General features: G+C 63.4%; 21 protein-coding genes. 6 read left to right on the top strand and 15 right to left on the bottom strand.

Going from position 1 to position 25,049, the window contains the following annotated elements; all coding sequences use genetic code 11:
- Positions 1–87: 87 nt before the first annotated feature.
- Entirely contained in the window at positions 88–1,395 is a 1,308-nt protein-coding gene (locus ACMHYJ_RS06125) for an arsenic transporter (protein ID WP_414245317.1), read from the bottom strand.
- Positions 1,395–3,200, bottom strand: a complete 1,806-nt coding sequence (locus tag ACMHYJ_RS06120; protein WP_414245316.1) for a bifunctional metallophosphatase/5'-nucleotidase — start codon at positions 3,198–3,200, stop codon at positions 1,395–1,397. Before ACMHYJ_RS06120 ends, ACMHYJ_RS06125 begins: the two co-directional genes overlap by 1 nt.
- 170 nt (positions 3,201–3,370) lie before the next feature.
- On the opposite strand from ACMHYJ_RS06120, the gene ACMHYJ_RS06115 reads away from it, so the two are divergent.
- A complete protein-coding gene (locus ACMHYJ_RS06115) occupies positions 3,371–4,099 on the top strand; it encodes an AzlC family ABC transporter permease (RefSeq protein WP_414245315.1) in 729 nt (242 codons plus the stop codon).
- Positions 4,096–4,401: an AzlD family protein gene (locus ACMHYJ_RS06110; RefSeq protein WP_414245314.1), complete on the top strand. Its 306-nt coding sequence runs from the start codon at positions 4,096–4,098 to the stop codon at positions 4,399–4,401. Before ACMHYJ_RS06115 ends, ACMHYJ_RS06110 begins: the two co-directional genes overlap by 4 nt.
- 23 nt (positions 4,402–4,424) lie before the next feature.
- Here ACMHYJ_RS06110 and ACMHYJ_RS06105 read toward each other — a convergent pair whose 3' ends face one another.
- Complete coding sequence (locus tag ACMHYJ_RS06105; protein ID WP_414245313.1) at positions 4,425–5,327, bottom strand: LysR family transcriptional regulator; 903 nt, start codon at positions 5,325–5,327, stop codon at positions 4,425–4,427.
- A gap of 153 nt (positions 5,328–5,480) precedes the next feature.
- Here ACMHYJ_RS06105 and ACMHYJ_RS06100 point away from each other — a divergent pair, with 153 nt between their 5' ends.
- Positions 5,481–6,788, top strand: a complete 1,308-nt coding sequence (locus ACMHYJ_RS06100; RefSeq protein ID WP_414245495.1) for an MFS transporter — start codon at positions 5,481–5,483, stop codon at positions 6,786–6,788.
- Between the two features lie 63 nt (positions 6,789–6,851).
- Positions 6,852–8,051, top strand: a complete 1,200-nt coding sequence (locus tag ACMHYJ_RS06095) for a M20 aminoacylase family protein (RefSeq protein WP_414245312.1) — start codon at positions 6,852–6,854, stop codon at positions 8,049–8,051.
- Positions 8,052–8,057: 6 nt separating this feature from the next.
- On the opposite strand, the gene ACMHYJ_RS06090 is transcribed toward ACMHYJ_RS06095, so the two are convergent.
- From ACMHYJ_RS06090 to ACMHYJ_RS06045, 10 genes are all read right to left on the bottom strand, one after another.
- Positions 8,058–10,280, bottom strand: a complete 2,223-nt coding sequence (locus ACMHYJ_RS06090; protein ID WP_414245311.1) for a hypothetical protein — start codon at positions 10,278–10,280, stop codon at positions 8,058–8,060.
- 338 nt (positions 10,281–10,618) lie between these two features.
- On the bottom strand, positions 10,619–12,145 hold the full coding sequence (xylB, locus tag ACMHYJ_RS06085) for a xylulokinase (protein WP_414245310.1): 1,527 nt from the start codon (positions 12,143–12,145) through the stop codon (positions 10,619–10,621).
- 14 nt (positions 12,146–12,159) lie between these two features.
- A complete protein-coding gene (locus ACMHYJ_RS06080; RefSeq protein WP_414245494.1) occupies positions 12,160–14,616 on the bottom strand; it encodes an aldehyde dehydrogenase family protein in 2,457 nt (818 codons plus the stop codon).
- A 44-nt stretch (positions 14,617–14,660) separates the two neighbouring features.
- Positions 14,661–15,620 carry a deoxyribose-phosphate aldolase gene (gene deoC, locus ACMHYJ_RS06075; protein ID WP_414245309.1) on the bottom strand — a complete coding sequence of 320 codons (960 nt, stop codon included), beginning with the start codon at positions 15,618–15,620 and terminating at the stop codon, positions 14,661–14,663.
- A gap of 19 nt (positions 15,621–15,639) precedes the next feature.
- Positions 15,640–16,584: a ribokinase gene (rbsK, locus tag ACMHYJ_RS06070; protein ID WP_414245308.1), complete on the bottom strand. Its 945-nt coding sequence runs from the start codon at positions 16,582–16,584 to the stop codon at positions 15,640–15,642.
- Positions 16,585–16,651: 67 nt separating this feature from the next.
- Positions 16,652–17,734: an aldose 1-epimerase family protein gene (locus ACMHYJ_RS06065; RefSeq protein WP_414245307.1), complete on the bottom strand. Its 1,083-nt coding sequence runs from the start codon at positions 17,732–17,734 to the stop codon at positions 16,652–16,654.
- A 4-nt stretch (positions 17,735–17,738) separates the two neighbouring features.
- The gene (locus ACMHYJ_RS06060) at positions 17,739–18,737 is read right to left on the bottom strand and encodes an ABC transporter permease (RefSeq protein WP_414245306.1); all 999 of its coding nucleotides are present in this window, start codon (positions 18,735–18,737) and stop codon (positions 17,739–17,741) included.
- Between the two features lie 13 nt (positions 18,738–18,750).
- Complete coding sequence (locus ACMHYJ_RS06055; RefSeq protein ID WP_414245305.1) at positions 18,751–19,728, bottom strand: ABC transporter permease; 978 nt, start codon at positions 19,726–19,728, stop codon at positions 18,751–18,753.
- A 25-nt stretch (positions 19,729–19,753) separates the two neighbouring features.
- On the bottom strand, positions 19,754–21,256 hold the full coding sequence (locus tag ACMHYJ_RS06050) for a sugar ABC transporter ATP-binding protein (RefSeq protein ID WP_414245304.1): 1,503 nt from the start codon (positions 21,254–21,256) through the stop codon (positions 19,754–19,756).
- 72 nt (positions 21,257–21,328) lie between these two features.
- Positions 21,329–22,375 (bottom strand): autoinducer 2 ABC transporter substrate-binding protein, encoded by a 1,047-nt coding sequence (locus ACMHYJ_RS06045; RefSeq protein WP_414245303.1) that lies wholly within the window; start codon positions 22,373–22,375, stop codon positions 21,329–21,331.
- A gap of 290 nt (positions 22,376–22,665) precedes the next feature.
- Here ACMHYJ_RS06045 and ACMHYJ_RS06040 point away from each other — a divergent pair, with 290 nt between their 5' ends.
- Complete coding sequence (locus ACMHYJ_RS06040) at positions 22,666–23,376, top strand: DeoR family transcriptional regulator (protein WP_414245302.1); 711 nt, start codon at positions 22,666–22,668, stop codon at positions 23,374–23,376.
- A 162-nt stretch (positions 23,377–23,538) separates the two neighbouring features.
- Here the strand turns inward: ACMHYJ_RS06040 and ACMHYJ_RS06035 are convergent, their stop codons facing one another.
- On the bottom strand, positions 23,539–23,799 hold the full coding sequence (locus ACMHYJ_RS06035; RefSeq protein WP_414245493.1) for a type II toxin-antitoxin system RelE/ParE family toxin: 261 nt from the start codon (positions 23,797–23,799) through the stop codon (positions 23,539–23,541).
- 29 nt (positions 23,800–23,828) lie between these two features.
- Positions 23,829–24,110 carry a ribbon-helix-helix domain-containing protein gene (locus ACMHYJ_RS06030; RefSeq protein WP_414245301.1) on the bottom strand — a complete coding sequence of 94 codons (282 nt, stop codon included), beginning with the start codon at positions 24,108–24,110 and terminating at the stop codon, positions 23,829–23,831.
- A gap of 83 nt (positions 24,111–24,193) precedes the next feature.
- Here ACMHYJ_RS06030 and ACMHYJ_RS06025 point away from each other — a divergent pair, with 83 nt between their 5' ends.
- Positions 24,194–24,934, top strand: coding sequence for a BRO family protein (locus ACMHYJ_RS06025; RefSeq protein ID WP_414245492.1), 741 nt, complete (start codon positions 24,194–24,196; stop codon positions 24,932–24,934).
- Positions 24,935–25,049 lie beyond the last annotated feature (115 nt).

Here is a 25,049-nt window from a genome sequence, read left to right as displayed (position 1 = left end):
GCCATCATCCCACAAAAAAACATGGCACCAGCCGCCCAAGGGCCAGCCGGCCTCGTCAAAAACCGGTCTTATCCAAGACCCGACCCATCACAACGCGGCCACTCGCGGCAGCCACCAGGCCAGGGCCAACAACGTGGCCAGCAGCACAGGCGGCGTAATCAGCAGGCCGATCTTCATGTACTGCCCCCAGCCAATGCGATAGCCCTTGGCGGCCAGCACATGCAGCCACAGCAGGGTCGCCAGGCTGCCGATGGGCGTGAATTTCGGCCCGAGATCGTTCCCGATCACGTTGGCATACACCATCAACTGCCTCGTCAAGTCAGGCACCTGGGCATGATCCACGGCCAGGGCGCCCAGCAGCGTGGACGGCAGGTTGTTCATGACGGAGGCCGTCACCGCCGCCAGGAACCCGGCCCCCACCGTGGCGGCCAGCGGCCCCAGTTGGCTCAGCCATTCCAGGGCGGCGGCCCCCAGCGCCGCCAGGCCCGCCTGCCCCAACCCATAGACCACCAGGTACATACCCAGGGAAAACAACACGATTTGCCAGGGCGCATGGCGCATGACTTTGGCCAGGGGCACCACGCCCGGCTGGCGCTGGCCCACGCGCCCCGCCACCCCCAGCAGCGCCAGTGCCCCCGCCCCGGTCACCAGGCTGAACGGCACCCGCCAGGCGGACAGCACGAAATAGGCCACCAGCAAGACGGCCAGCAAGGGAAAAGCCAGCCGACACACCTGCGCATCGACGATGGCCGCCGCCGGATCTTCCAGCGCGTCCACCGGATAGCGGCGCGGAATGTGGCGGCCAAACGCCAGCCACAGCACGGCCAGGGTCGCCAGAATGGACACCAGATTGACCGGCGCCATGACGGCCGCATAACGCGTAAACGACACGCCAAAATAATTGGCGCTGACGATATTCACCAGATTGGAAATCACCAGCGGCAAGCTGGCGGTATCGGCGATGAACCCGGTGGCCATAATGAAGGCCAGGGTGGCTTGGGGGGTGAATTTCAGGCGCACCAAAATGGCAATGACGATGGGCGTCAGCAGCAGCGCCGCACCATCGTTGGCAAAGAAGGCAGAGATCACCGCGCCCAGCAGCACCAGCAACGGAAACAGCCTATGCCCCCGGCCGTTGCCCCAACGTGCAATATGCAACGCAGTCCAGGCAAAAAAACCGGCTTCATCCAAAATCAGCGAAATAACAATCAGGGCCACAAAGGTAAACGTGGCATCCCAGACAATCTGCCAAACGACGGCGATATCCGCAAGCTGCACCACCCCGGCCAACAGGGCCAGCGCGGCACCCGCCAGGGCGCTCCAGCCGATTCCCAGGCCTTTGGGCTGCCAGACGACCAACACCAGGGTAAACACGAAAATCGCCAAAGCCAGCATTAAAACCCTTCGGATGCTCGGCCCGCATCCTGGATGCGTGCCGCCATGGGCAAGGACACGGGCCCAGCCTGGCTGCGGCTGCGAATGTAATCCACCAAGGCATCCAGATCCAGCCCGCCGCCCTGGATATCGCGGCCGCCGCGAAATACGCTGAAATTATCGCCGCCCCCGCCTAGATAACTTTGCACCCCCACCCGATAGTCCCGGTCGGGGTCCAGCGGCTGGCCGTGCAGTTGCATCCGGCTGATGCGCCTGCCCGTCGGTGCGCGGCGATCATACTGGTAAACAAAACCTTCCGATACCTGCAGGATACGAGGCTGGTCCACCGTGTTGGTGCCGCTGTCGAACTGCTGTTCCAGCAGTTGCTGGATCTGGGCGCCGGTCAAGGTCATGCTCATCAAGGTATTGCCGAAAGGCTGCACGGCATATAACTGACCGTAGCTGATCCGCCCGTGGGCATCGGGGACCATGTCCGCCCGGATACCGCCGGAATTCATAAAAGCGATCTGGGCGGCGCCATCAGCCGGAGCCTGGGTGGCGGCCAGCAGGGCATCGGCCACCAGGCGGCCGGCCACGCTCTCGCCATTGGGCAGCAGCTGGCGCGTTGCCAGGCCGGCCAGTTGGCCGACGGGTTCGGCCGCCAGCGTGTCGGCCACCGCACGATATGGGGCCAGCAGCTGCTGGATGCGGGGATCGGCCGGATAGACCGGAAACATCGGCACCAGGGGAACCGCCCCCGCCTGGTCGCCATGAGGTTCGCCCTGCACGATATGCTGGCGCGCCTGCCTGTCCACCACCCGGCGCGAGCGGCCATCCACCGTCAGCACGATTTCCGTCAACAAGGTGCCATACAGGCCCGCGCTGGTCACCATGAACGGCTTGTCCGGGTTGATTTGCCCGTAATCACACAGGTAGGCCTGATGCGTATGCCCTGAGATCACCACATCCACCTGATCCGACAGACGCGCCAGAATGGGCAGCAAGTCGCCGGACAGCCCGTCGCAATCCTGGCTTTGCAAATCTCCCCCCGGCTTGCTGCCGCCCTGGTGGATCAGCAGCACGATGACATCGGCCCCTTGGGCCCGCAGAGGAGCGATCTGGGCATTGGCGGCGGCGGCCTCGTCTGTGAACCGCAGGCCTTCCACCCCGCTTTGGCGCACCATGGCGGGCGTTTCGCGCAGAGTCAGGCCGATGAAGCCCACCCCGATTTCCAAGCCGTTTTCCCGGAAAAACTTGATTCCCGTGGGCGCGAACAAGGGCTGGCCGTCAGGCCCCAGGGTATTGGCCGTCAGGTAGCTGAAATCGGCTCCGGCAAAGCGATGGCCCAAGCGGCAAGGCGGCTTGCTGGTCCAGGCGTCACAGCCGCCGCGCTGCATACGCTGCAGTTCGCGCCAGCCCTGGTCGTATTCGTGGTTGCCGGTAGCGGCAAAGTCCAGCCGCAGGACATTCAAGGCTTCGATGGTGGGCTCGTCCAGGAACAAGGAAGACAACATGGGCGAGGCACCGATCAGGTCGCCCGCCGCCACCAAAGCCGTGTGGGGATGCTGCTGGCGGCGCTGCCGCACCAAGCTGGCCAAGTACGCCGCCCCACCTGCGGGCACAGACGCCAGGGCGCCATCCGGTGTCTTGACGGGCACGGCCAGATGGGGCGCATCCAGGTTGCCATGGAAATCATTGAAACCCAGCAGGGCAATCTGCATCGACGCGGGCGGCTTGCCGCCCAGGCTGTCGCAAGCGCCCAGTGCAAGCGCCAGAAGCAAGGCCGCCCCGCCCCGAACGAAACGGGAAGCCACCACGGACGCCATATCAGGCCTGCGCCAGCGGCGACTGGCTTTGCGCGGGGCTGCGCACGTTGTAAATCAGCATGGGATCAATCCAGAACAAAGCGGATATTTTCATTGTACGCAGGAACAAGCCCCGCCACTGCGGACAGATATGGCAGACTGGACATAAACCGCAACACCTTCACCGATGTATGAACCCGAACAACCCAGAAAACCGCCCGCCCATCGCCGCCTGTGCCCTGCATCCCCATGAGGTATGGCTGGGTTTCAAGCAGCTGCTGCCCATTTCCCTTTTCGTCATTGTGTTCGGCCTGGCCTTCGGGCTGGCCGCCACGCAATCGGGGCTGGACGGGGTCTCGACGGTCATCATGAGCGCGCTGGTCTTTGCCGGCGCGTCGCAGTTCGCCACCTTGGATCTCTGGGGCGCTCAGGTGCCGATCATCCCGCTGGTGATCACAGTCTTTGCCGTCAACGCCCGCCACCTGCTGATGGGGGCCACGCTCTATCCCTGGATACGCCATCTGCCGGCCACCCAGCGCTACGGCGCAATGCTGGTCGTTTCCGACGCCAACTGGGCCATGTCCATGCAGGCGTTCGAGCGCGGCGAATCCGGCCTGGGCCTGCTGCTGGGCGGGGGCATCGCCCTGTGGGTCACCTGGGTGTTCGGCTCCTGGCTGGGGCTGTACTTCGGCAACGCCATCCAGGATCCGGTCAGCCTGGGGCTGGACATGGTAATGGGCTGCTTTCTCCTGGCGATGGTGATCAGCGGACAAAAAAACCTGCGCCTGTTCGTCATCTGGACCGTGGCGGCCGGCGCCGCGCTGCTGGCCTGGCGCTATCTGCCCGAAAACAGCCACATCGTCGTGGGCGCCGTGGCGGGCGGCATCCTGGGGGCATTCTGGACGGAACAAAACGCATGAGCATCGACACATCCGCAGCCGGCACGCTGCTCATCATCCTGATCATGGCGATCGTCACCCTGGCCACGCGCTGGGGCGGGCTGTTCATCATGTCGTTCGTGCCCATCGGCCGCCGGGTCCGGCAATTCATCAGCGCCATGTCCGGGTCTGTGCTGGTGGCGCTGTTGGCGCCGCTGGCCGTCGAAGGCGACAACGGCGCGCGGCTGGCGCTGCTGACCACGGCCGTCATCATGCTGGTGGCCAAAAAACCGCTGCTGGCGATTGGGGCCGGCATTGTCGCCGCGGCCCTGTGGCGACAGTGACATCACGCGGACGCGCCCGGCGATCAATCATGCAGCACGTCGATCACGAACTGGCGTAAAAGGCCCACGACCGGCGCTTCGGTTCGATCCGCCAGCGTCACAAAGGCAAAGCGCGCCACGGCATCCAATGCGGGGGCGAGCCTCAGTTCCGTCAGATGCCCTGCTTCCTGGTGGGGGCGAATGGCGGCCAGAATGCCCAAAAAGACGGCGTCGCTATGCCGGACGACATCCAGCAGGGCAGGAATATCATCGCACCGTAAAGTCACCGCCGTTTGCGGGTCGGCCCCCGCCCCATAGCGCGCCATGAGATCGCGCGCCACTTCGGCGCTCAGGGGGGTGCTCGCCAGAGGGTAGCGCCGCATGTCATCGAAAGACACCCGCCCATTGCGTTCCAGCAAAGGGTGCCCGGCCCGGCAGGAAAAACCCGCCCGCATGCTGCCCAGGTCTTCGATGATCAGGTCGGGGCTGGGGGCGATCCGGTGCATGTCCACCACCAGCACATCGAACACGCGCTGCCGCAGCAACGGGATCTGAAGCTCGGTGGAACCTGGGGCGATGCTGACCTCAACCCCGGGATAGCGGCATGCCATATGACGTAAAAACGGCCGCATGAGTATCGCACTGGGGCCGGAACCCAGGCCAAGCCGCAAGGTGCCGATCTTGCCTTCCTGTAAAAACTGCGCGCTGCGCCGCAACTCTCCCGCATCGTGCACCATGCGCCGCGCCCGCTGCGCCACGACACGGCCAAACGGCGTGAGTTCATTGTGCTTGCCCACCCGGTCGATCAGACAGACGTCGAGTTCTCTTTCCAGCGCCTGGATGCTTCGGCTCAAGGCCGATTGGCTGATGTAGTGCCGCTCGGCCGCCTGGCTGAACGAGCCCAGATCGGCCACCGCCAGCAGATGCTGCAATTGTTTCAGATTCATCGGCTTATCAATGAGTAATTTGCATTGTATTAAAGAAAATTATGCATTGGACGAATTTTAACACCCTCGCTACTATCAAAAAAAATCAAAAACCCACAACACCAAGACATGACCGGAGACAAATCCATGAGCCCCATCATCAGCGGCCATCCCATGGCCGCACCCGCGGTTGCCCGCGCCCCGCAGGCCACCCGCGACCCCGCGCAAGCAAGCACACGCCGTATCGTGGCGGCCACGGTCGCCGGCAATGCCATCGAGTTCTACGATTTCACGACCTATGCTTTTTTTGCCGTCCTGATCGGAAAAACCTTCTTCCCTTCCACCTCGCCTTTCATGAGTCTGCTGATGTCCGTGGCCGTATTCGGCGTCGGATTCGTCACCCGCCCCCTGGGCGGTGTCCTGATCGGGGCCTTTGCCGACCGCGCCGGGCGCAAGCCAGCCATGCTGCTCACCATTGCGCTGATTGTGGTGGGGACGCTGGGGCTGGCCATCACGCCGTCCTATGCCAGCATCGGCATCGCCGCGCCCATCCTCGTCGTTCTGTGCCGGCTGATCCAGGGGCTGGCCCTGGGCGGTGAAGTGGGCCCGTCCACGTCATACCTGATCGAAGTCGCGCCCCCTGGAAAAAGAGGCCTGTATGGCAGCTGGCAACTGGCCAGCCAGGGGCTGGCCGCCCTGGCCGCCGGTTTGATCGGGGTGACGCTGACGCTGGTGCTGACCGAAGCGCAAATGCTGGCCTGGGGGTGGCGCATCCCCTTTCTGCTGGGTTCGGTGCTGATTTTCGTGGCCATCTACATGCGCCGCCACATGCCGGAATCGCTGGACATCGACAAAGCCGCCTCGCAAGGCCGATCCTCATCGTCCCGCTTGCGCAATCACTGGCGGGCGGTCGTCCTGGGCATTCTGGTCGTCATCGGGGGAACGGTCTCCACCTATGTCGCCATGTACATGACCAGCTATGCGATCACCACCCTGAAGCTCTCGTCCACCATCGGCATGATGGCCACCATCACGTTCGGCCTGCTGACCCTACTGGGCGCCCTGGCCGGCGGCTGGCTGTCCGACCGCTATGGGCGCAAACCCGTGATTCTATGGCCCCGTATCGCCCTGCTGGTGCTGACCTATCCCGCCTTCATGCTGCTGATCAACCATACCAGCCTGGGCACGCTGGCCCTAGCCACGGTGGTGCTGGCCAGCCTGACCGCCATGAGCGGCGCCCCATCCATTGTGGCGATTCCCGAGCTTTTCCCCAGCCATATACGCGCCCTGGGGCTGTCGGTCGTCTATGCGGTGGGGGTCGCCATTTTCGGCGGATCCACCCAGTTTGTCGTGACCTGGCTGATTGAAACCATGCAAAACCCGGCGGCGCCCGCGTTCTACGTCATCATCACCAGCCTGGCCACCATTCTCGGCGTATTGCTGATCCCTGAAACCGGACAGGACAAAGCACTGGCCGATTGAACCCCGCCGCCCCCGACGGCGGCCCGCCCGCCCAAGCTGTCAACCTTTCACGAAACCTCGACCATGATGACCGCATCTCCAGCCCACGCATTTGCATTGATCGCACCACACACCGACCTGTTCATCCAACTGCGCAGAGACATCCACCAACAACCCGAATTGGCCTTTCAAGAGCATCTCACCCGCGATCTTGTGGCCGACAAGCTGGAAAGCTGGGGTTATACCGTCGAACGCGGCCTGGGCGGCACCGGTGTCGTGGGCCAGCTGCGCCGGGGCGCCAGCCCCCGCCGCCTTGGACTGCGGGCCGACATGGACGCCCTGCCCATCGAAGAAGCCACGGGGCTGGATTACGCCAGCCGTCGCCCGGGAGTCATGCACGCCTGCGGCCATGACGGCCACACGGCGATGCTGCTGTGCGCGGCGCGCGCGCTGGCGCAATCGGACGAATTTTCGGGCACCTTGAATCTTGTTTTCCAGCCCGCCGAAGAATACGGCACGGACGACAGCGGCGCCATGCGGATGATTGCGGACGGCTTGTTTGAAAAATACCCCTGCGATGCCATTTTCGCCATGCACAACATGCCCGGCTGGCCGCAAGGGCATCTGGTGTTTCGAGAAGGCCCCATGATGGCCTCGTCCGACAAGGTGTACATCACCTTGGAGGGCACCGGCGGCCATGGCGCCCTGCCCCATAAGGCGGCCGATCCCGTCGTCGCCGCCGCCAGCCTGGTCATGGCCCTGCAAACCATTGTGTCGCGCAATGTCGATCCACTGGCCACCGCCGTTATTTCCGTGGGGGTGCTGCAAGCCGGCCAGGCCAACAACGTCATTCCACAAAGCGCCAGGCTGGAACTCAGCGTGCGCACGCTGGATTCCAAAGTCCGCCAGGATGTCGAGCAACGGATCACCACGCTGGCCCATGCGCAGGCCGAAGGCTATGGGGTCAAAGCCACCGTGGATTACCGTCGAGGCTATGCCGTGCTGGTCAACAGCCCCGCCGAAACCGCCCTGGCGCGACAAGTGGGGCTTGAGCTTGTCGGGGCCGGCCAAATGACCGATCAGGGGCCCGCCCTGACCGGCAGCGAGGATTTCGCCTATATGCTGGAACGCTGTCCCGGCAGCTACCTGCTGATCGGCAACGGCGCGGGCGAACAGCCTGGCGCCTGCATGGTGCACAACCCGGGCTATGATTTCAACGATGACAACATCGGGATCGGCGCCGCCTATTGGGTGCATTTGACGCAGCGGTTTCTGGCAAAATAACCCCCTTTAAAACGCCACTTCACAAGCCCCGCCGACACAAGCCTGGCTGGCCAACTGGTCGGCATCCGTGTAGCGCGGCTCGCCCAGCCGCTGGGCGAAGTCGATGGGCGTCAGGGCATTGAGCACCCCGTGCCACTTGTGCAGGTTGTGGCAGTCTTTCAGGCAAAACGAGGTCTGCAGGACATCATCGCCAAAATAGTTGTGCGCGAATTTCTCAAAACGGCGCACCCAATCGCGTTTCAGCAAATCGCCGGCGCCATCGGACAGCGTCAGCCCCCGCCCCAGGGCGGTGTCGCAGGCCAGCCAGATGTTGCCATTGAAGGCGTGCAGGCCATCGACGATCAGCCCCGAGGCGAACATCGCCCCCTGGCCATAACGGGCGATGATCTGCTCCGCCGTATAGACCTGCGTGAACGGGGCCTGCGGATAGGCGCGGTCGCCGTGCTGCGCCAGCAAGGACACCCCGGCAAAACACGAGCGATTGTCGAACAGGTATTGCTCGACCTGATCCCAGTCGTCCACCGTGACGGTGTTGGACACATTGTGGCGCAGGCGCGGATCGCGGCACAGGGCGGGGTCGGTGCCCTGCGCCACCCAGCTGCGCTGCGCCCGTTTGACGTATTCCAGCTGCCGCACGCCCAGAAGCTGATCCTTGTACAGTGACCCGGCCTTGGGAATCACGGGAAACGCCACCCCGATGTCCTGCGCATTCCAGACTGAAGGCTCGCACATGGCGGGGTTTTCCTGTAGCAGCAGCCGGGCGACTTCGTCCTGGGCATTCATCTGCACATGCCGCAAATAGCGCGGCGCGTGTTCGCCGTGAATGCCCGACGCCGTGCCCAGCAGCACCGAGGCATTGCCGCTGGGTTTGACGCAGGTGGTGCGGGCCGCCGGCCGTATGCCCAGCAGGCGCGCAACCCGCCGGTTGGTGGCCCGCACCAGATCGGCGCCTTCGCGCAGCAGGGCCTCGTCGAACAAAACCTTGGGATTGTTCATCCAGCCGGTGATGGACACCCCGATCAGGGCCTCGCGTTCAGTGATATGGCGCGAAGCCGAATCCAGGTAATGAAAATCCGTATAGCCCGCCTGCAAGGTGCCCAGCACCGCCGCCGCCTGGCACGCCTGCAGGAAAATGTCCCGCGTGGCGCAGGCCGCGCCATTGATTTCGGACAGATTGCAGAACTGGAACCCGGTGCGGCCGTCTTCGGCCACGGGATACAGGCCGATTTCCACGCAGGGGTTGAAACCGAAGTCGAGATTGTCGGTAAACACAAAACCCGGCTCGCCATAATCGCGCACCGAGCGCATGATGCGCGCCCATTCGGCCCGGGTCAGCCGGTCGCGCTGGATGATGACCGAATTATTGCTGCGCCCGCGCTGCGGGTTGTCCACGTACCAATTGCCGGTCTTGGCGGCCAGCATGGCCTCGTCGTCTTTATCGAACAGGCAGATGGTGGCGGAACGCCGCACCCCGCCCGACAACACGGCATCGGCCATGTGCATCACGAAGTCGTACACCACGATGGGGGACAGCGTCTGTTGCCCCCGGGCCAGCACGGTTTCCAGCAGGGCCTCGCAGCGTTCCAGCGCCCGCCGCAGCCCATCGGGGCCCGGGGCTTTGAACCCCCCGCTGATCATGGCCCCCGCCGGGCGGATGCGGCTGTAGTCGAAATGCACAGGCGTCCCTTGATAAGCGGGAAAGGGGCCGCCCCGGACGAAATACGACGACAGCAGGACGCCAAAGGCATCCGCCCAGCCCTCGATGCAATCGGGAATCTGGAAAATACGGGCCTGGCCGGCGGCGCGGGCGGCAATCGGCGGCAGCGCCTGGACATGGCGCGGCTGCACCGAAAAACCGACCCCGCAGCCGCACAGCAGCAGATACATGGCCTCCTGGAAAAACGCGGGCCGATCCGCATAGGAAAAACTGCAGTTATACATTTTGGCCTCGTGCTTGCGGATTTGCTCTCCGCCGAACTGCAAGGCGCGCTGCGCCCCCAGAACCAGCTGGTTTTCGTAGGCCGACCGGGCCTGCGCCATCAGCGCCGATAGTTCGGGCGTCAGGCGGCGGGCGTATTTTTCCCGGTGCATGCGCATCACCCGCGCCACGGCCCGAGGCCAGGTTTCGTAGGCATCGCGGGAATCATCCCAGCGGGCATAGCCCATGAAGAATTTGCTTTGGGCCAGCATCTGCTGGCCGATGGCGGACGAAACGGGAGGGGTTTGCATGGGCGATGGCGGTTTGAAAAGGAATAGGAAACCCACGGCGGCACGCCCGATGGCGGCCGGCGCAAGAAAGGAAAATGAATGGAAAGCTGCTTAGAAAGCTAAATATTGTGTTTAATTTATTTTTAAACACAACATATAGTATTTCATCCAGAAAAAACCCGCCTTAACACAGATCAAACACACCGCCTTGTATGCGGCATGCCGCGTTGAACGGCGCGGGGGCGGGCCGCCTGCCCCAAAGCGGCCGCCCCGATGGCGCAAGGCCGCGATCCGCGTCGGCAATGTCAGCGATTGGATGGCACGCGGCGGCAACCCGATGGCCTGGCCCGCCCGCCGCACTACGGCGGCGGCCCGCCAAAAGTGCGCGAAAGCCCATGCAAGTGTTCTGCCAGCGCGGCATGCAAGGCGCGGTAGACAGAAAAGCCCGCCTGCATGCCCTCGCGCATGGCCGGGTCGACGACCTCGATGGTCAGCGGCCGGCAAATCCGGGCAATCTCTGCCGGATCCGCATACAGACCCACGCCCAGGCCGGCCACCAGGGCCGCTCCGAAAGCCGCCCCTTCGGCGGCCCCTTGCGTGGTCACCACCTGGCAATCGAACAGGCTGGCCTGCATCTGGCGCCACAGGGCGGAACGCGCCCCGCCCCCCGAGGCCCGCAGCGTGTCGGCCTGGATTCCCGCCGCCGCCATGAGGGTGTAAATATCGTAGAGCGCATAGACGATGCCCTCCATCACCGCGCGCACGATATCGGCGGGCTGGTGCAGGGAGATCAGCCCGATGAAACCGCCGCGCAACGCCGGATCCGCATAGGGGGCCCGTTCGCCGTTCAGGTAAGGCAGGAAAATCAGGCCTCGGCTGCCCGCCGGGCTATGGGCGGCGATGGCCGCCATGTCATCGTAAGACCAGTGCGCTTCGTCGGAAAACCCGCGCAGCAGGCGCTGGGCCCAGCTCATGGCAAAGCCCGCGTTCAGGGTCACGCCCATGGCGTGCCATTTTTCCGGCAGCACATGGCAAAACACCTGCAGGCGATGGGCGGGATCGTCCAACGGCTCGTCCAGCGTGGAAGCCACGATGCCGCCGGTTCCGATAATGGTCTGCACCGCCCCCGGCGCCAGCACGCCGGAACCCAGCGTCTGGATGATGCTGTCGCCCCCGCCCCCCACCACGGGAATCCCGGCGGGCAAACCGAACAGCGCCGCGCCCCGGGCACTGACCCGCCCCGTGATCTCGGGAGACTCGTGGCAAGGCGCGAACAAGGCGGGATCGAGATCCAGGCGATCCATCAAAGGCTGGCTCCAGACGCGGCGGCGCACATCGAACAGCCCGGTGCCCGACGCATCGGACACCTCGGTGGCGATTTCCCCGGTCAGCACCAGGCGCAGATAATCCTTGGGATTGAGCGCGTGGCGCAGGCGGCGAAACAACGCGGGCTCATGCCGCCGCATCCACAGCAGCTTGCCGCCGGTATAACCCGGCAACATGCCATTGCCGGTATAGGCATGCAGCGCCTGGGGCCCGCCGGCCGCATCCACCGCCCAGGCGCATTCTTCGGCATTCCGCTGGTCGTTCCACAGCAAGGCGGGCCGCAAGACCCGGCCCGAAGCATCCAGCGGCGTCAGGCCATGCATCTGCCCGGTCAAGCCCACCGCCGCCACCCGAACCGGGCGCTGCGCGGCCAGCAGGCGCTGCACGGCGATCTGCGCGCCGTTGATCCACGACGCCGGGTCTTGCTCGACCCAGCCCGGGCGCGGCTGCATCAAGCCGTAGGCGATGGTCTCGCTGCCCAGCAGTTGGCCGTTTTCCGCCAGCAACAGCGCCTTGCAGGCGGATGTCCCGATATCGATTCCCAGTACACACGGCGGCATGCGGGCGTCCTCATTCAAGCCCCGTAGGGAATCCAGATGTTTTTGACCTGCACCGCATGGCGCAGATAGGCGCGCCCCTGCCCTTGCTGGAGATCCAGCCAATCCCGGGATCCGACCGCCCAGCATGCCTTGAGATTCCCCGCAGCGGCGCGCTCGACCAGGGCGCAGTCCGCCGCCGAACCCGCGTACCAGAGGGCGGAGACCTCCGCGTGGCCGGCCAGCGTCCCAGCCAATGACGCGCCATCGCCCGTCACCAGATTGACGACCCCGGGCGGCACATCGGAGGTATCCAGGACTTGGTAGAAGTCCATGGCAAACAGCGGGAGGGCGGCCGACGGCACCGCCACGACCCGGTTGCCCATGGCGATGGCGGGCAATATCAGCGACACCAGCGACAGCAAAGGGGCCGCTTGCGGGCAAACCAGGCCCATGACGCCATAGGCCTCATGCATGGCCAGCGTCACATGGCGTGAATGCGTCGCATGCACGGCGCCATCGAATTTATCGGCCTGGGCGGCATAGTAGAACGTGCGGCGGATGGCTGCCCGCACTTCTTCACGCGCGCGGTCCGGGGACGCGCCCGCATCCCCGACCAGCCGCCGGGCGAAGTCTTCCGAGCGGGCGGCAAGATTCTCACCCAGGAAATACAACACCTGCGCCCGTGCCGGCGCCGCCATGGCCGACCAGCCGCCCGCCTTGGCCGCCGCCTCGACGGCATTGCGGATATCCTTGCGATTGCCCAGCCCCGCCTGGCCCACGACCTGGCCCTGGGGCCCCAGGACGCTGTAGTAGTGCCCGCCGTCCGGGCGCACTTGCCTGCCATGGATATACAGCTTGGCCGTGCGGTCGACGGCGGGCCCCGCCATCGGCGCCAGCCCGGCGGGGGCGGCGCAAAGCGCCGCAACCGGCCCGGCACCGGCTTCGATCTCAGCACCGGCACCGGCAGCACCGGCATCGGTAGCACCGACACCAGCACCAGCGGCATCGGCACCAGCATCGACACCAGCACCAGCACCAACATCGGGCGCAGCTTCCCAGGACGCGGCCAGGTATTCGTACATCCCCTCCCGCGCGCCTTCGCGCCCGAAACCGCTCTCACGGTATCCGCCAAAGCCGGCCCCGGCATCCAGCAGATTGGTGGCATTGACCCACACCACGCCGGCCTTGACCCGCGCCGCCATGTCCAGCGCCACGTTGATGTTCTCGGACCAGATCGACGCGGCCAGGCCATAGCGCGTATTGTTGGCCAGCAAGACGGCTTCGTCGGGCGTGCGAAAGGTCATGGAAACGGCAATCGGGCCGAAGATTTCTTCCTGGCACACCGTGGCCGACGCATCGGTTCCGGTAAAAAAACCGGGCGTGATGAAATGCCCTTGCGCGGGCAACGGGCCCGCCTTTTGCCACAGCACGCCGCCTTCATCCAGGCCCTGTTGCACCAGCCCCTGGATACGTTGCAATTGGGCGGCCGACACGATGGCCCCCACATCGGTGGATTTATCCAGGGGATCGCCCACCCGCAGGGTGTCCAGGCGCTGGCGCAGACGCTGGTAGAAACGCCCGGCAATCCCCTCTTGCACCAGCAGGCGCGACCCTGCGCAGCAGACTTCCCCCTGGTTGAACCAGATGGCATCCACCACCCCTTCGACGGCGGCGTCCAGGTCGGCATCCTCACACACGATAAAGGGCGATTTTCCGCCCAATTCCAGCGACAGGCGCTTGCCCGACCCGGCAATCTGTTCGCGGATCAGCCGCCCGACCCGGGTCGAGCCGGTAAAAGCCACCTTGTCCACGCCCGAATGCCCGCACAACCAGGCCCCGGTGCCGCCATCCCCCTGGACGATGTTGACGACGCCGGCGGGCAGGCCGGCCTCCTGGCAGATTTCGGCAAAGGCCAGCGCGCTCAATGGCGTCAAGTCGGCGGGTTTCAGCACCACGGTATTGCCCGCGGCCAGTGCCGGGGCGATTTTCCAGGCCAGCATCAAGAGCGGGAAATTCCAGGGGATCACCTGGCCGCAAACCCCCAATGGGCCGTATCCCGGAAATTCGTCCTCAAGCACCGCCGCCCAGCCCGCGTGATGATAGAAATGCCGCGCGGCCAGCGGGATGTCCAGGTCGCGGGTCTCGCGGATGGGCTTGCCGTTGTCCATGGTTTCCAGCACAGCCAGGAAACGGCTGCGCTTCTGGATGTGCCGGGCAATCGCATACAGGTGCAGCGCGCGTTCATGCCCCGGCAGGCGCGACCAGGCGCCAAACGCCTTGCGCGCCGCCCGCACCGCCTGATCCACATCCTCGGCCGAACCGCACACGACGGTGGCCAGGTCTTCTCCGGTCGCCGGATTCCGCACCGGGATCGCCGGCCGGCCGTCGGGCGTCACGAAGCGGCCTTCGATGAAGTGCCCGAAGCGGCGGCCGTGCCGATCCAGCCATTGCACAACGTCGGCATTGCTCTCGGGGGAAGGTCCGTATTCCATGGTGTTCAAAATATCCTTGATGGCGTGTTGCACGTCATGACTCCTTATGCCAAGGCATGCCGAGCGGCCGCCGAATAGTGTCCCGTCACGAAATGCTCCAATTGACGCTCGATATCCCCCAGCAAAGAACTGGCCCCGATCCGAAACAGCCCGGGCGCCAGCCAATCATGGCCTAATTCTTCTTTTATCAGCACCAGCCAGTTCAGCGCATCCTTGGCTGATTTCAAGCCGCCCGCCGGCTTGAAACCGACCCGCATGCCCGTGTGCGCGCCATAGTCGCGGATCGCCCGCGCCATGGTCAGGCTCACCGGTAGCGTGGCGTTGACGGCCTCCTTGCCCGTGGACGTCTTGATGAAATCACTGCCCGCCTGCATGGCCACCATGGAAGCCCGATAGACATTGCTGAGGGTATTGAGTTCGCCCGTGGCCAGGATGGTCTTCATGTGGGCCTGGCCGCAGGCGGCACGCATCTCGGCGATCTCGTCATACAGCGCCGGCCAGTTTTGCGTCAGCACGTATTCTCGCGTGATGACGATGTCGATTTCCGACGCCCCTTCATCCAGGGCATAGCGGATTTCCGCCAACCGCTGCGCACGCGGCACCAGGCCGGCGGGAAAGCCGGTGGCCACGGACGCCACAGGAATCCCGCTGCCCGCCAGGGCCTGGACGGCGTGCCCGACCATGGCCGGATAAACGCACACCGCCCCGGTCGTCAGGCGCATATCGGCCAGACCCAGCGCGGCCAGCAGATCGGCGCGCACCGGGCGGCGCGCCTTGGCGCACAGGCGGCGGACGCGGCCCGCCGTGTCGTCGCCCGACAGGGTGGTCAGATCCATGCACTGGATCGCCCGGATCAGCCAGGCGGCCTGGAATTCTTTTTTGACGGCGCGCCGCGCGGTCAGCGTCGCCGCCCGGCGCTCGGCGGCCGAGCGATTGACCGAGACAGATTCAAACCAATCGGGCTGCAAGGGCACGCCCGGGTTGGAAGCAGAAGAAAAATTCATGGCAATACAACCTGTGAGGTCAGACAACCGGCAAATCCGGCGCATGGGTCTGGCGGAACGACGCAAATTCCTGCGCGTTGGCATAGGCTTTTTGCGTTCCCGCCCGGGTAATGGAATGGGCGGCATAGACCGCCGCCTGGCGCAACGACGCCAGCACGTCCTGTGTCTTGACGTAAAAATGGGCGAACGCGCCGATAAAAGCGTCCCCCGCGCCGGTGGTATCGCGCGCCGCCACGGCCACCGGGGCGATCTCCACCGCCGTATCGGCGGTCACCAGGCAGGCCCCACGCCGCCCCAGGGTGACAATGACCACCCGTATCCCCTGACGAACGAGGAAGCGGGCCGCCGCGACAATCTCCTCGCGGGATCCCGTGGGCATGCCCGACAGCAAGGCAAGCTCGCTTTCATTGGGAACCAGGAAAGTGACGTGGCGGATGCGTTCGAGCTGCAGATCGGCGGCCGCCGGGGCGGGATTGAGCAAGGTTTCAATGCCGCGCTGCGCGGCCCAGTCTATCGTGTGATACACCGTTTCGACAGGCACTTCCATCTGCATCAGGATCAGGCGGCAGGCCGCCAGATCAGCGGCCGCCTCATCCACGGCGGCAGGCAGCAGGTCGGCATTGGCCCCCTTGACGATGAGAATCGAATTCTCGCCGGAAGGGTCGACGAAGATCGGCGCCACCCCGCTGGAGCGGCCGGGCACTTTGCGCACATGGCGGGTATCAATGCCGTAGCGCCCCAGGTTGGCCACGGTATTGTCCGCAAAGACGTCATCGCCCACCCGGGTGACCATCATGACCCGGGCCCCGAGCAAGGCGGCCGCGACGGCCTGATTGGCCCCTTTGCCGCCGCAGCCTATTTCAAAGACCGGCGCCTCCAGGGTTTCGCCCGGCCCGGGCATCCGGTCGATGTATGTAATCAGATCCACCATATTGGAGCCCACCACGCCTATTTTGCTTGCCATGCCATTACCTTCTGATTGGCCCTGCCGCCCATCGCGGCAGGGCGCACGCACGCTTGAATTCAAAACATCATAAAGACTGGATCATCCGCGCCCGATCCGCCGCCTGCGGCGGGGTCAGATAGCCCAGATCCACCGAAAAAACGGCCTGCTCATCCGGCGCCAGCACCCGCACGTTGCCCTTGGCCTTTTCAGCCAGATAGCCTTCGGGCTCGCAAGTCGAGGGCAAGGCAAAGGCGGCGACCTGGGCATCCCCATTGACCAGAATCCAGCGCACTGTCTTGGGAAAACCCCGCACCGGATACGACATGAAAAACCCGCCGCCCTCGGGAAGCTGCATCAGCGCATGGGTGCGGCCCGCCGCATCCGCCGCCAGGCCCCGCACGTAAAAAACCTGCTCGGGGTCGTAGCGCCGCGGCGCATCCAACACCTGCATGAGCGACGGATCGGCCGTCAGCGCATCAATGAAGGCCAGATAATCCGGCGTGGGCCGCACGTGCCCCGGCACGGACTGGCGCACCTGGACGTGCTCGGCGGTGAACGGCGCGGGCTGGACGATGCGCGCCCCGGGCCGGTAGGCGAAATTGACATGGCACATGTACATCAATTCCATCGGGGCCGAGGATCGGTTGCGCACCGTCATGCCGACCCGCAGGCGGGTATCCGCCGCGTACAGCCGCACAGACGGGCGGGCCAGATAATGCGCGCCAAAACCCATGATGTATTCATACTGGCCCTGCACTTCGACGAAAGGCCCGTCCGCATCGGCGCCCACAGCCAAGGCGGCCGCGTCCATGGGCGCGCAAGGCATCTCGCCATGCAGGGGATGCGTATCCTGCGGCGAAGGGCAGCCGTTGCCGAGCAAGCCGCTGTGAAACGCCAGGCAGCCGTAGGTCTGGACAATCGAGGTGGCCGGCCGGGGCATGTCGAAGCCATTGCCCATGGTGAGGGCCACGCCATCGAACTCGGCATGCCAGATCATCTGCCCCATGTAGGGCAGCACAATCACATGGCCGCGCGCGTTCTCAAGGCGCAGCGCTTCCACGCCGCTGGGGTAGCGAAAGGCCGTGGCGCGGATCGGCCCGCAATCCAGAAGCGGATGGGGCAGCGCGGCAAAATCCTGCCGACGCAGGTGTACGGTGGCGGAAATCATGGTGTCAGCGCTCCGGGTTGCGGGACGCATTGATGGCAATGACGAGGATCAGGAATGCGCCCCAGATAAAGTCGATCAGGTGGTTGGAGGCGCGCATCATCTGGAAGCCGGACGACAGCAGCATCAGCGCCAGCAAGGCAATGGAAATCCCGAACACGCGGCCTTTGCCCCCCGCGGGGTTGGTCCCGCCCAGCACGGCGATCAGCACGGCCTGCAACAGGTACGACGCCCCGTAATCCGATTTGGCCGCATTGATGCGCCCCGACAGGATCACCCCCGCCAGCGCCGCCAGCACGCCCGTCATCATGTAGGAATACAGAATCATGCGATCCTTGCGAATACCGGCGAACACGGCCGCTTTCGGATTCGTGCCGATCAGCATGAGGTGAATGCCCAAGGTGGTGCGGGTCAGCAAAATGCCCACGATCAGGCACGTCAGGACAAAGAGGACAAAGGGCGTGGCCATGCCGAAGATTTTGCCGTTGCCGATGAAACTCCAAGCCTCGGGAAAACCCACGATGGCGGGCCCGCCCGTCAGCACCAGGCACAGTCCGATCAGGATCTGGCCCGTTCCCAGCGTGGCCAGGATGGGCGTGATGCGCAACTTTGCGATCAGCAGGCCATTCAGCAGGCCCGCTGCCAAACCGACCAGCAAGGCCAGAACCAAGCCCCCGAGGGTATAGAACAAGGCCTCCGGGCCGCTCATCTGCGAGGACTGCACCATGGCGGAGTGGAAATACACCCCGGCCGTCACGCCAGCCAGGTTGGCGATCCCCACGACGGACAGGTCGATGCCCCCCGTGAGCATCGAAATCATCATGGCGATGGACAGGATGCCCAATTCCGGCATGATGTAGCTGATGGATTCGAAGTTGTAATAGCTGAGGAACTTATCGGGATTCATCCAGCTCATCAGCACGAACACCAGCACGGTAATGACCAGCAGCTGCGCGATATTGCGGTCATTGCCCAAAAGACGCCGCGTATCGAAAGACAGTTTCATGCGGGGTTCTCCTTCAGACCAGGCTCTTGCGATCGCGCCAGGCGGTGATCGCGGTTGCCGCAACGATAATGACGCCGACCACCACGCGCTGCCAGGTGGTGTCGATATGCATCAGAATCAGTGAATTCTTGACCATCACCAAGATGAAAACACCCATCAAGGTGCCCAGCACCGATCCCCGGCCGCCAAAGATCGACGCCCCGCCCAGCACCACGGCGGCGATGACATCGAGTTCCAGGCCCGAAAAATCGCGCGGGTTCGCCAACCATGACATGGAGGCATGCAGCAAGCCCGCAAAACCGGACAAAGCCCCCGCCGCGCAGTAGACGAAGAAAATGGTGCGGCGCGTGTTGAAACCCACGCGCTTGGCGGCCTCGGGCGAACCCCCGTAGGCATAGATGCTGCGGCCCATCATGGTGTGCCGCAACACCACATGCACCAGCACGGCCAAGCCGAAGTAGATCAGCACCATGGCGGTCAGCCCGAAGGTGATCCCGGCCGGTGAGCTCATCGACACCACATTGGTCTTGCCGAATTCGATCAGGGACGGCGGCATTTTGTTGATATTGACGACGCTGGTGCCCACCAGGCCCAACACCAGGCCGCGCACGATGGATCCGGTTCCCAGGGTGACGATCAGCGGAATCATCCTGAAACGATGGATGACGAAGCCATTGAAGGCCCCCAGAAGCAAGCCGATCAAGGTCGCCGCCACGAAGGGAATGAATACCCCGTCGTAGCCCAGATAGACCATGGCGCGAACCGTCAAGTACATGGCGGCAATCGCAAACGCCGTGAAAGAGACATCGATCCCGCCCGTGATCATGGCCAAAAGCACCCCGAGGGCCATGATGCCAATCACCACGTTGGAGCGAAGCAGGCCGAACAGGTTGTCCAGCGACCAGAAGGCCGGATTGATCCAGCCGATGCCGATCATCGCCGCCAATAGCACGCAAGCGATGATGAATTCCGTGCTGCGTAAGAATTTCATGCAGTTCCCTGAAGTGCGAAAAGACCTAGACAAGGGCCTTGAGGCGGTCATTGACGATCTGCTCGTCCATGTCCGCCTCGCTGAGTTCATCGACGAAGCGGCCCCGGTGCATCACCAGAATGCGGTTGCAGTTCTGAACCAGTTCGGGCACGTCATCCGAGATCATCAGCACCGCCAGGCCCTGGTCGCGGGCCAGGCTGCGGATGATGGCGTGAATCTGGGCCTTGGAGCCCACATCGACGCCCACCGTCGGCCCATTGAGGATCAGCACCCTGGCCTGCGTCAGCAGCCAGCGCGCCAGCACGACGCGCTGCGCATTGCCCCCTGAAAGATGGTTGACCGGCGTATGCGGCCCCGGCGCGGCGATCTGCATGCCGGCAAACATTTCGCGCGTCGTGGCATCCGCCCGCTGCCGATCCACAAAGCCGCCGCGCACGAACCGTTCGATCGAGGTCACGATCATGTTGCGCTCGATCGACTGGGTGGCGAACAGCCCCTCGGTCAAGCGGTCCTCGGGGACATAAGCGATGCCGCTGCGGATGGCCTGCTGGACACTGCGCGGATGAACCGCCTGTCCCGCCAGGCGGATTTCCCCGGAAAAGCCGGGTTTCATGCCGAACAGGGCCAAGGCCAGTTCGGTCCGGCCCGATCCGATGAGCCCGGAAATCCCGACGATTTCCCCCGCCGCCAGGGAAAGATCGGCCGCCTGCACCGCGCCCGGCACGCTCAGGCCGCGCACCTGCAGCACCGGGCCGGCATCGGCCTTCGCCGGAGGCCGCCACTGATAGCGGTCGGCCGACAAATGCTGGCCCGTCATCGCATGCGTGATGGCGGGTTCATCGAAATCGCGGATCGGCCCCTCGGCCACTTTGCCGCCATTGCGAAACACGGTCAGCCGTTCGCTGATTTCCAGCATTTCCCGCATCTTGTGGCTGACGAACAGCACCGCAACGCCTTGCGCCTGGATATCGCGCACCATGGCGAACAGCGCATCCACCTCGTGCCGCGTCAAGGCCGTGGTGGGTTCATCCATGATCAGCAGCCGGGCATCCGCCATCATGGCGCGGGCGATGGCGACCGTCTGCTTGCCGGACGTCGGCAGCGTGTCCACCAGGGCATCGAGATCCATGCCGACCCCCAGCCGCCCGAGCGCCGCCTCGGCCAGCTGGCGCACGCGCCGCCAGCGGATGATTTTTCGTTCTTCTTGCAAAAAGGCATTCAGCGCCAGATTTTCGGCCACCGACAGATTGCCGAACAGGGAAAAATCCTGGTAGATGACCTGGATGCCGTGGCGCACCGACTTGACCGGATCCAGGCGGCTGACCGGCTGGCCATCGATCAGAACCTCCCCCTGGTCGGGCTGGTAAACCCCCGAGATCACCTTGATGACCGTGGATTTCCCGCTGCCGTTCTCCCCCGCCAGGCAATGGATTTCCCCCGGCCGGATGGCCAGGGAAACGTCTTTCAGGGCTTGCACGCCGCCAAAATGCTTGCTGATGTGCCGCAGTTCGATCAGGTATTCGCTCATGGTGCCGCTTGCAGTGATTGGCCTGCCGGCGGGCCGGCAAGCCAACGACGGGACAAACCCGCCCGAACAGGATCAGAAGTCGTATTGATCCATGTTTTCCTTGGTGACCCCCACCCAGCCAGCCCCATACAGCAGATTGGGCTTGGATGCATCCGGGGCGATCAGATCTTCATACCCGGGCAACCCCAGGTTGAGGCCCGGCTTGATCTGATCCTGTTTTTTCTCCAGGGCGGCAACGGCCAGCATGTTCATGGCATAGCCCGCCACGGCGGGATCCCAGAACTGGATGTACTGAATATCGCCATTGGCCAGATATTGGCCGGCCACCGACACCAGCCCCGTCCCGGCAAAATAGACCTTGTCCTTCAGGCCGCGTTCGGCGATCAAGCGGCCGGCGCCCGCGGATGTCGGCATCGGCGCACCCAGAATGCCCTTGACGTCCGGGTAGGCCGCCATGGCTTCCTTGAGCTTGTTGTAATCCGTGCTGGCATCGTCATAGGTTTCCAGGCGGCCGGCCACCTGGGTCATGTCGGGGAAATGGGCCTTCTGGTATTCCACGGCGCCGTCGATCCATTCCATCTGCGATTTCGACGTCAGACTGCCGACCGTGGCCACATAGCTGCCCTGGCCGCCCATGTACTTGCCCAGCTCTTTCATCAGGTTGGCGCCATAGGCCTTGTTGTCGAAGGCTTCGATGTCGTAATCCACATTCTTGATGTTGGACGCTTCGTGGCTGATGACCACGATGCCCCGGTCTCGCGCCTTCTTCAGCACGGGCTCGACCGCTTCGACGGAAAACGGCACGATGGCAATGGCATCGACCCCTTGCGCAATCAGGTTTTCCACCAGCTGCACCTGCGCGGCCGCGTCCGCCTGGCTGGGGCCGACCATCCAGACGTCATGGCCGGTGTCTTTCTTGAATTGATCCACGCCGTCGCGCATGCGGTCGAACCAGGCGATGCCATCGACCTTCACCACTGTGGCAATCGTATATTTCTTGCCTTGGGTGCTGGCAATCAAATCCTTGTTGAGCGCGGACGTATCGACCACGTCGGCGGCAAACGCCATGGGCGCCGCGAAAGACAAAGCAAGGGCGGCGGAGACAAGCAATTTTTTCATTGATCTTTCCTCTCTTGAAAATCTCGAAGCCTCGGGGCGAAAGCCGCCCGGGCCTCAAAAACCCATGCCGTCGGCGGACGGCGGAATCGCCAGCCGGTCAAGGCATTGGGTTCCAGAACGGCATCGACAGCCGGACAGCGGAACAGTCTGGGGGGCATGGTCTCCTGATCGAATATTTATAATGTGATGATCAAAACATATTTTTGTTATGATCGTTTCATACTTTATCCTGTACTGTCAAGACTGCGCCTCATGCGCAGGCTCGCCCATCCAACACACCGGAGCACATCATGGCCAGAACCAGCCAAAGGGATCAGCGGCTCGCCAGGCTGGCCGCCCTGATGGACACGCACGAAATCCTGCGCCTGCGCGATGCGGCGGCGCTGCTGGGGGTGTCGGCCATGACCGTCCGCCGCGACATGGCCAAGGGGGACGCCCCGCTGCAATGCCTGGGCGGCTACATCGTTTCCAGCCAGCCCCAAGCCGCCCACAGCGACTACAGCCTGGATCAGGAAAAAGACTTCCACGCCGCCGCCAAGGATCTGGCCTGCCAGGCGGCCAGCCAGCTGATCGAGGCGCACGACACCGTTTTCATCGACTGCGGCACCACCACCCCCTACCTGGCGCAAAGAATCCCCCTCCACCAGCACGTGACGGTGGTGTGCTATTCACTCAATGTCGCCGAAATCCTGGCCGCCCGCGACGACATCCGCCTGATCGTCCTGGGCGGGCTGTACCACCCCGAAGCCGCCTCGTTCTCCGGCCTCGAAAGCATCGAGACCCTCAAGCGCATCAACCTCAACAAGGCGTTCCTGTCCGCCGGCGGCGTAGACCAGACGCACGGGGTGACCTGTTCCCATTTCCATGAAGTCCCCATCAAGCAGATGGCGCTCCAGCAAGCGGTCAAAAAATACCTGGTGGTCGACCAGAGCAAGATAGGCAAAGTGCGCGCCGCCTGCTTTGCCGCCCAGGACGATTTCGATCTGATCATTTCTCGTTGAAGAAGCCTGGGCGGCGGGCGGCAAGCCCGCAACAACATCCAGCTTCGCAACCGGGTGGCTCAACGCAAGTGCGTAGCCCGCTCTGACGGGGATGGGCTGACTTTCACGCCCTCCGGCGCCGGCACCGCGACATGGGTGCCGCGCTCCTGCTCATATAAGGGGCTAGTGGAAGCCCCCGTCTGCAACCAACCGCCAGATGTCACGCGCCCCATGGAGGACTCGGATGATGGTGACGGCCTCACTGGTGTGGGTGTAGTAGATTGCGTAGGCCCCGTGGAAGGTCACGCGTATGCCTGGCGCGATGAGCGGACGTGCCGGCTGGCTTTCGGGGAAGGGCAGAATTTTTTCGCAGGTGGCTTGCAGCTTGGCAATCAGGCGGTTCGCCGTGGCCTCGCTGGAATCCTCGGCGACATAGGACCAGATTTCCGACAGGTCGGCTTCTGCGTTGTCGGTCAGGAAGAGCGTGCGGCTAATAGCTTTCTCCCGCGTTCAGCAATGCGCTGCGCATTGAATTCATGGACGCGGCCGGCCGCGACATCTGCGAGCCCCTTGTCGATATCCTGTTTGAGCGTTGCCAGTTCATCCAGCATCAGCTGACGTTTGAAGGACCAGTCGCGCAAGGCTTCGCGGATGACTTCGCTAGTAGACGCGTATTCACCCGCGTCGACAGCGCTTTTGAGCGTAGCTGCCATTTCGGCAGGCATCGTGACAGTCAATCGTTCAATGGTAGACATGGTGCTGTACCTCGGTGGTATTTCATACTTGATCATACTTTACCCTCCTAAAAAGTGAAATGATGCAGCGCCGATGATCCGATCTGACGAGAGCGGACGCGACAGAGTGGGATGTCGAGCATGACAAATGGTGGTTTTTCGTGCTGGATATCATCATCATTCTGACGGATCAGCCTGACTACACTACTAAGGCACGCAATTACTGGAAGTGGTTAAAAGCCAAGCTAAATCAAGAAGGTAGCGAACTGGTTAGTCACACTAACCAGTTGAAAATGCGTGCACCAGATGGCAAGCAGCGCCTGACCGACGTGGTGGATACCGAACAAATCCTGCGGCTGATCCAGTCCATCCCCAGCAAACGTGCCGAACCCTTTAAACGCTGGTTGGCACAAGTGGGAAGTGAACGACTGGATGAAACTGTTGATCCAGCACTCTCCATCGATCGCGCTATTCAAAACTACCGCCGTTTGGGCTACAGCGCGAACTGGATCAACCAGCGCATCAAGTCCATCGAGGTGCGCAAGGCGCTCACCGATGAATGGGACAAGGCCGGCGTCAAACAGGGGCAAGAATACGCTGTCCTCACCGATCTGATGAGCCGCGTTTGGAGCGGCATGAGCACGCGCGAATATAAACAGCACAAAGGGCTGAAAAAAGAAAACCTGCGCGACAACATGACCAACACCGAACTGGTGCTCAACATGCTGGCCGAGGTGCCTAAGATGAGCCCACTGAACCCGCAATACCTGACGAAAAAGCAAGGTGTATTTCAGAGGATCGCCGCCTTCGTGGAAAAATTCAAAGGCGTAGGCGGCCAGATCTGATCGCGGCCCGTCGGTTACCATAGTCGTATTCACGCAACACAGAAGAACAACGCCCACCAGGCCCGAATTGGGTAGCTAGGTGGGTAGTTAGTGTCCTGTTTGGCTAATTCAAATA

The sequence above is a fragment of the Castellaniella hirudinis genome (assembly GCF_047468865.1).
Lineage (GTDB): Bacteria > Pseudomonadota > Gammaproteobacteria > Burkholderiales > Burkholderiaceae_B > Castellaniella > Castellaniella hirudinis_A.
The sequence above is the reverse complement of the archived record's forward strand: the minus strand, read 5'-3'. Positions and strand labels throughout refer to the sequence as shown.

What these genes read in the sequence shown, in the direction of transcription:
- ACMHYJ_RS06050 (WP_414245304.1), bottom strand. Translation starts at nt 21,256, where the DNA reads ATGAGCGAATACCTGATCGAACTGCGGCACATCAGCAAGCATTTTGGC.
- ACMHYJ_RS06090 (WP_414245311.1), bottom strand. Translation starts at nt 10,280, where the DNA reads ATGCAAACCCCTCCCGTTTCGTCCGCCATCGGCCAGCAGATGCTGGCC.
- ACMHYJ_RS06080 (WP_414245494.1), bottom strand. Translation starts at nt 14,616, where the DNA reads ATGGAATACGGACCTTCCCCCGAGAGCAATGCCGACGTTGTGCAATGG.
- ACMHYJ_RS06115 (WP_414245315.1), top strand. Translation starts at nt 3,371, where the DNA reads ATGAACCCGAACAACCCAGAAAACCGCCCGCCCATCGCCGCCTGTGCC.
- ACMHYJ_RS06030 (WP_414245301.1), bottom strand. Translation starts at nt 24,110, where the DNA reads ATGTCTACCATTGAACGATTGACTGTCACGATGCCTGCCGAAATGGCA.
- ACMHYJ_RS06055 (WP_414245305.1), bottom strand. Translation starts at nt 19,728, where the DNA reads ATGAAATTCTTACGCAGCACGGAATTCATCATCGCTTGCGTGCTATTG.
- ACMHYJ_RS06100 (WP_414245495.1), top strand. Translation starts at nt 5,481, where the DNA reads ATGGCCGCACCCGCGGTTGCCCGCGCCCCGCAGGCCACCCGCGACCCC.
- ACMHYJ_RS06060 (WP_414245306.1), bottom strand. Translation starts at nt 18,737, where the DNA reads ATGAAACTGTCTTTCGATACGCGGCGTCTTTTGGGCAATGACCGCAAT.
- ACMHYJ_RS06120 (WP_414245316.1), bottom strand. Translation starts at nt 3,200, where the DNA reads ATGGCGTCCGTGGTGGCTTCCCGTTTCGTTCGGGGCGGGGCGGCCTTG.
- deoC (WP_414245309.1), bottom strand. Translation starts at nt 15,620, where the DNA reads ATGAATTTTTCTTCTGCTTCCAACCCGGGCGTGCCCTTGCAGCCCGAT.
- rbsK (WP_414245308.1), bottom strand. Translation starts at nt 16,584, where the DNA reads ATGGCAAGCAAAATAGGCGTGGTGGGCTCCAATATGGTGGATCTGATT.
- ACMHYJ_RS06045 (WP_414245303.1), bottom strand. Translation starts at nt 22,375, where the DNA reads ATGAAAAAATTGCTTGTCTCCGCCGCCCTTGCTTTGTCTTTCGCGGCG.
- ACMHYJ_RS06105 (WP_414245313.1), bottom strand. Translation starts at nt 5,327, where the DNA reads ATGAATCTGAAACAATTGCAGCATCTGCTGGCGGTGGCCGATCTGGGC.
- ACMHYJ_RS06040 (WP_414245302.1), top strand. Translation starts at nt 22,666, where the DNA reads ATGGCCAGAACCAGCCAAAGGGATCAGCGGCTCGCCAGGCTGGCCGCC.
- ACMHYJ_RS06095 (WP_414245312.1), top strand. Translation starts at nt 6,852, where the DNA reads ATGATGACCGCATCTCCAGCCCACGCATTTGCATTGATCGCACCACAC.
- ACMHYJ_RS06110 (WP_414245314.1), top strand. Translation starts at nt 4,096, where the DNA reads ATGAGCATCGACACATCCGCAGCCGGCACGCTGCTCATCATCCTGATC.
- ACMHYJ_RS06065 (WP_414245307.1), bottom strand. Translation starts at nt 17,734, where the DNA reads ATGATTTCCGCCACCGTACACCTGCGTCGGCAGGATTTTGCCGCGCTG.
- xylB (WP_414245310.1), bottom strand. Translation starts at nt 12,145, where the DNA reads ATGCCGCCGTGTGTACTGGGAATCGATATCGGGACATCCGCCTGCAAG.
- ACMHYJ_RS06125 (WP_414245317.1), bottom strand. Translation starts at nt 1,395, where the DNA reads ATGCTGGCTTTGGCGATTTTCGTGTTTACCCTGGTGTTGGTCGTCTGG.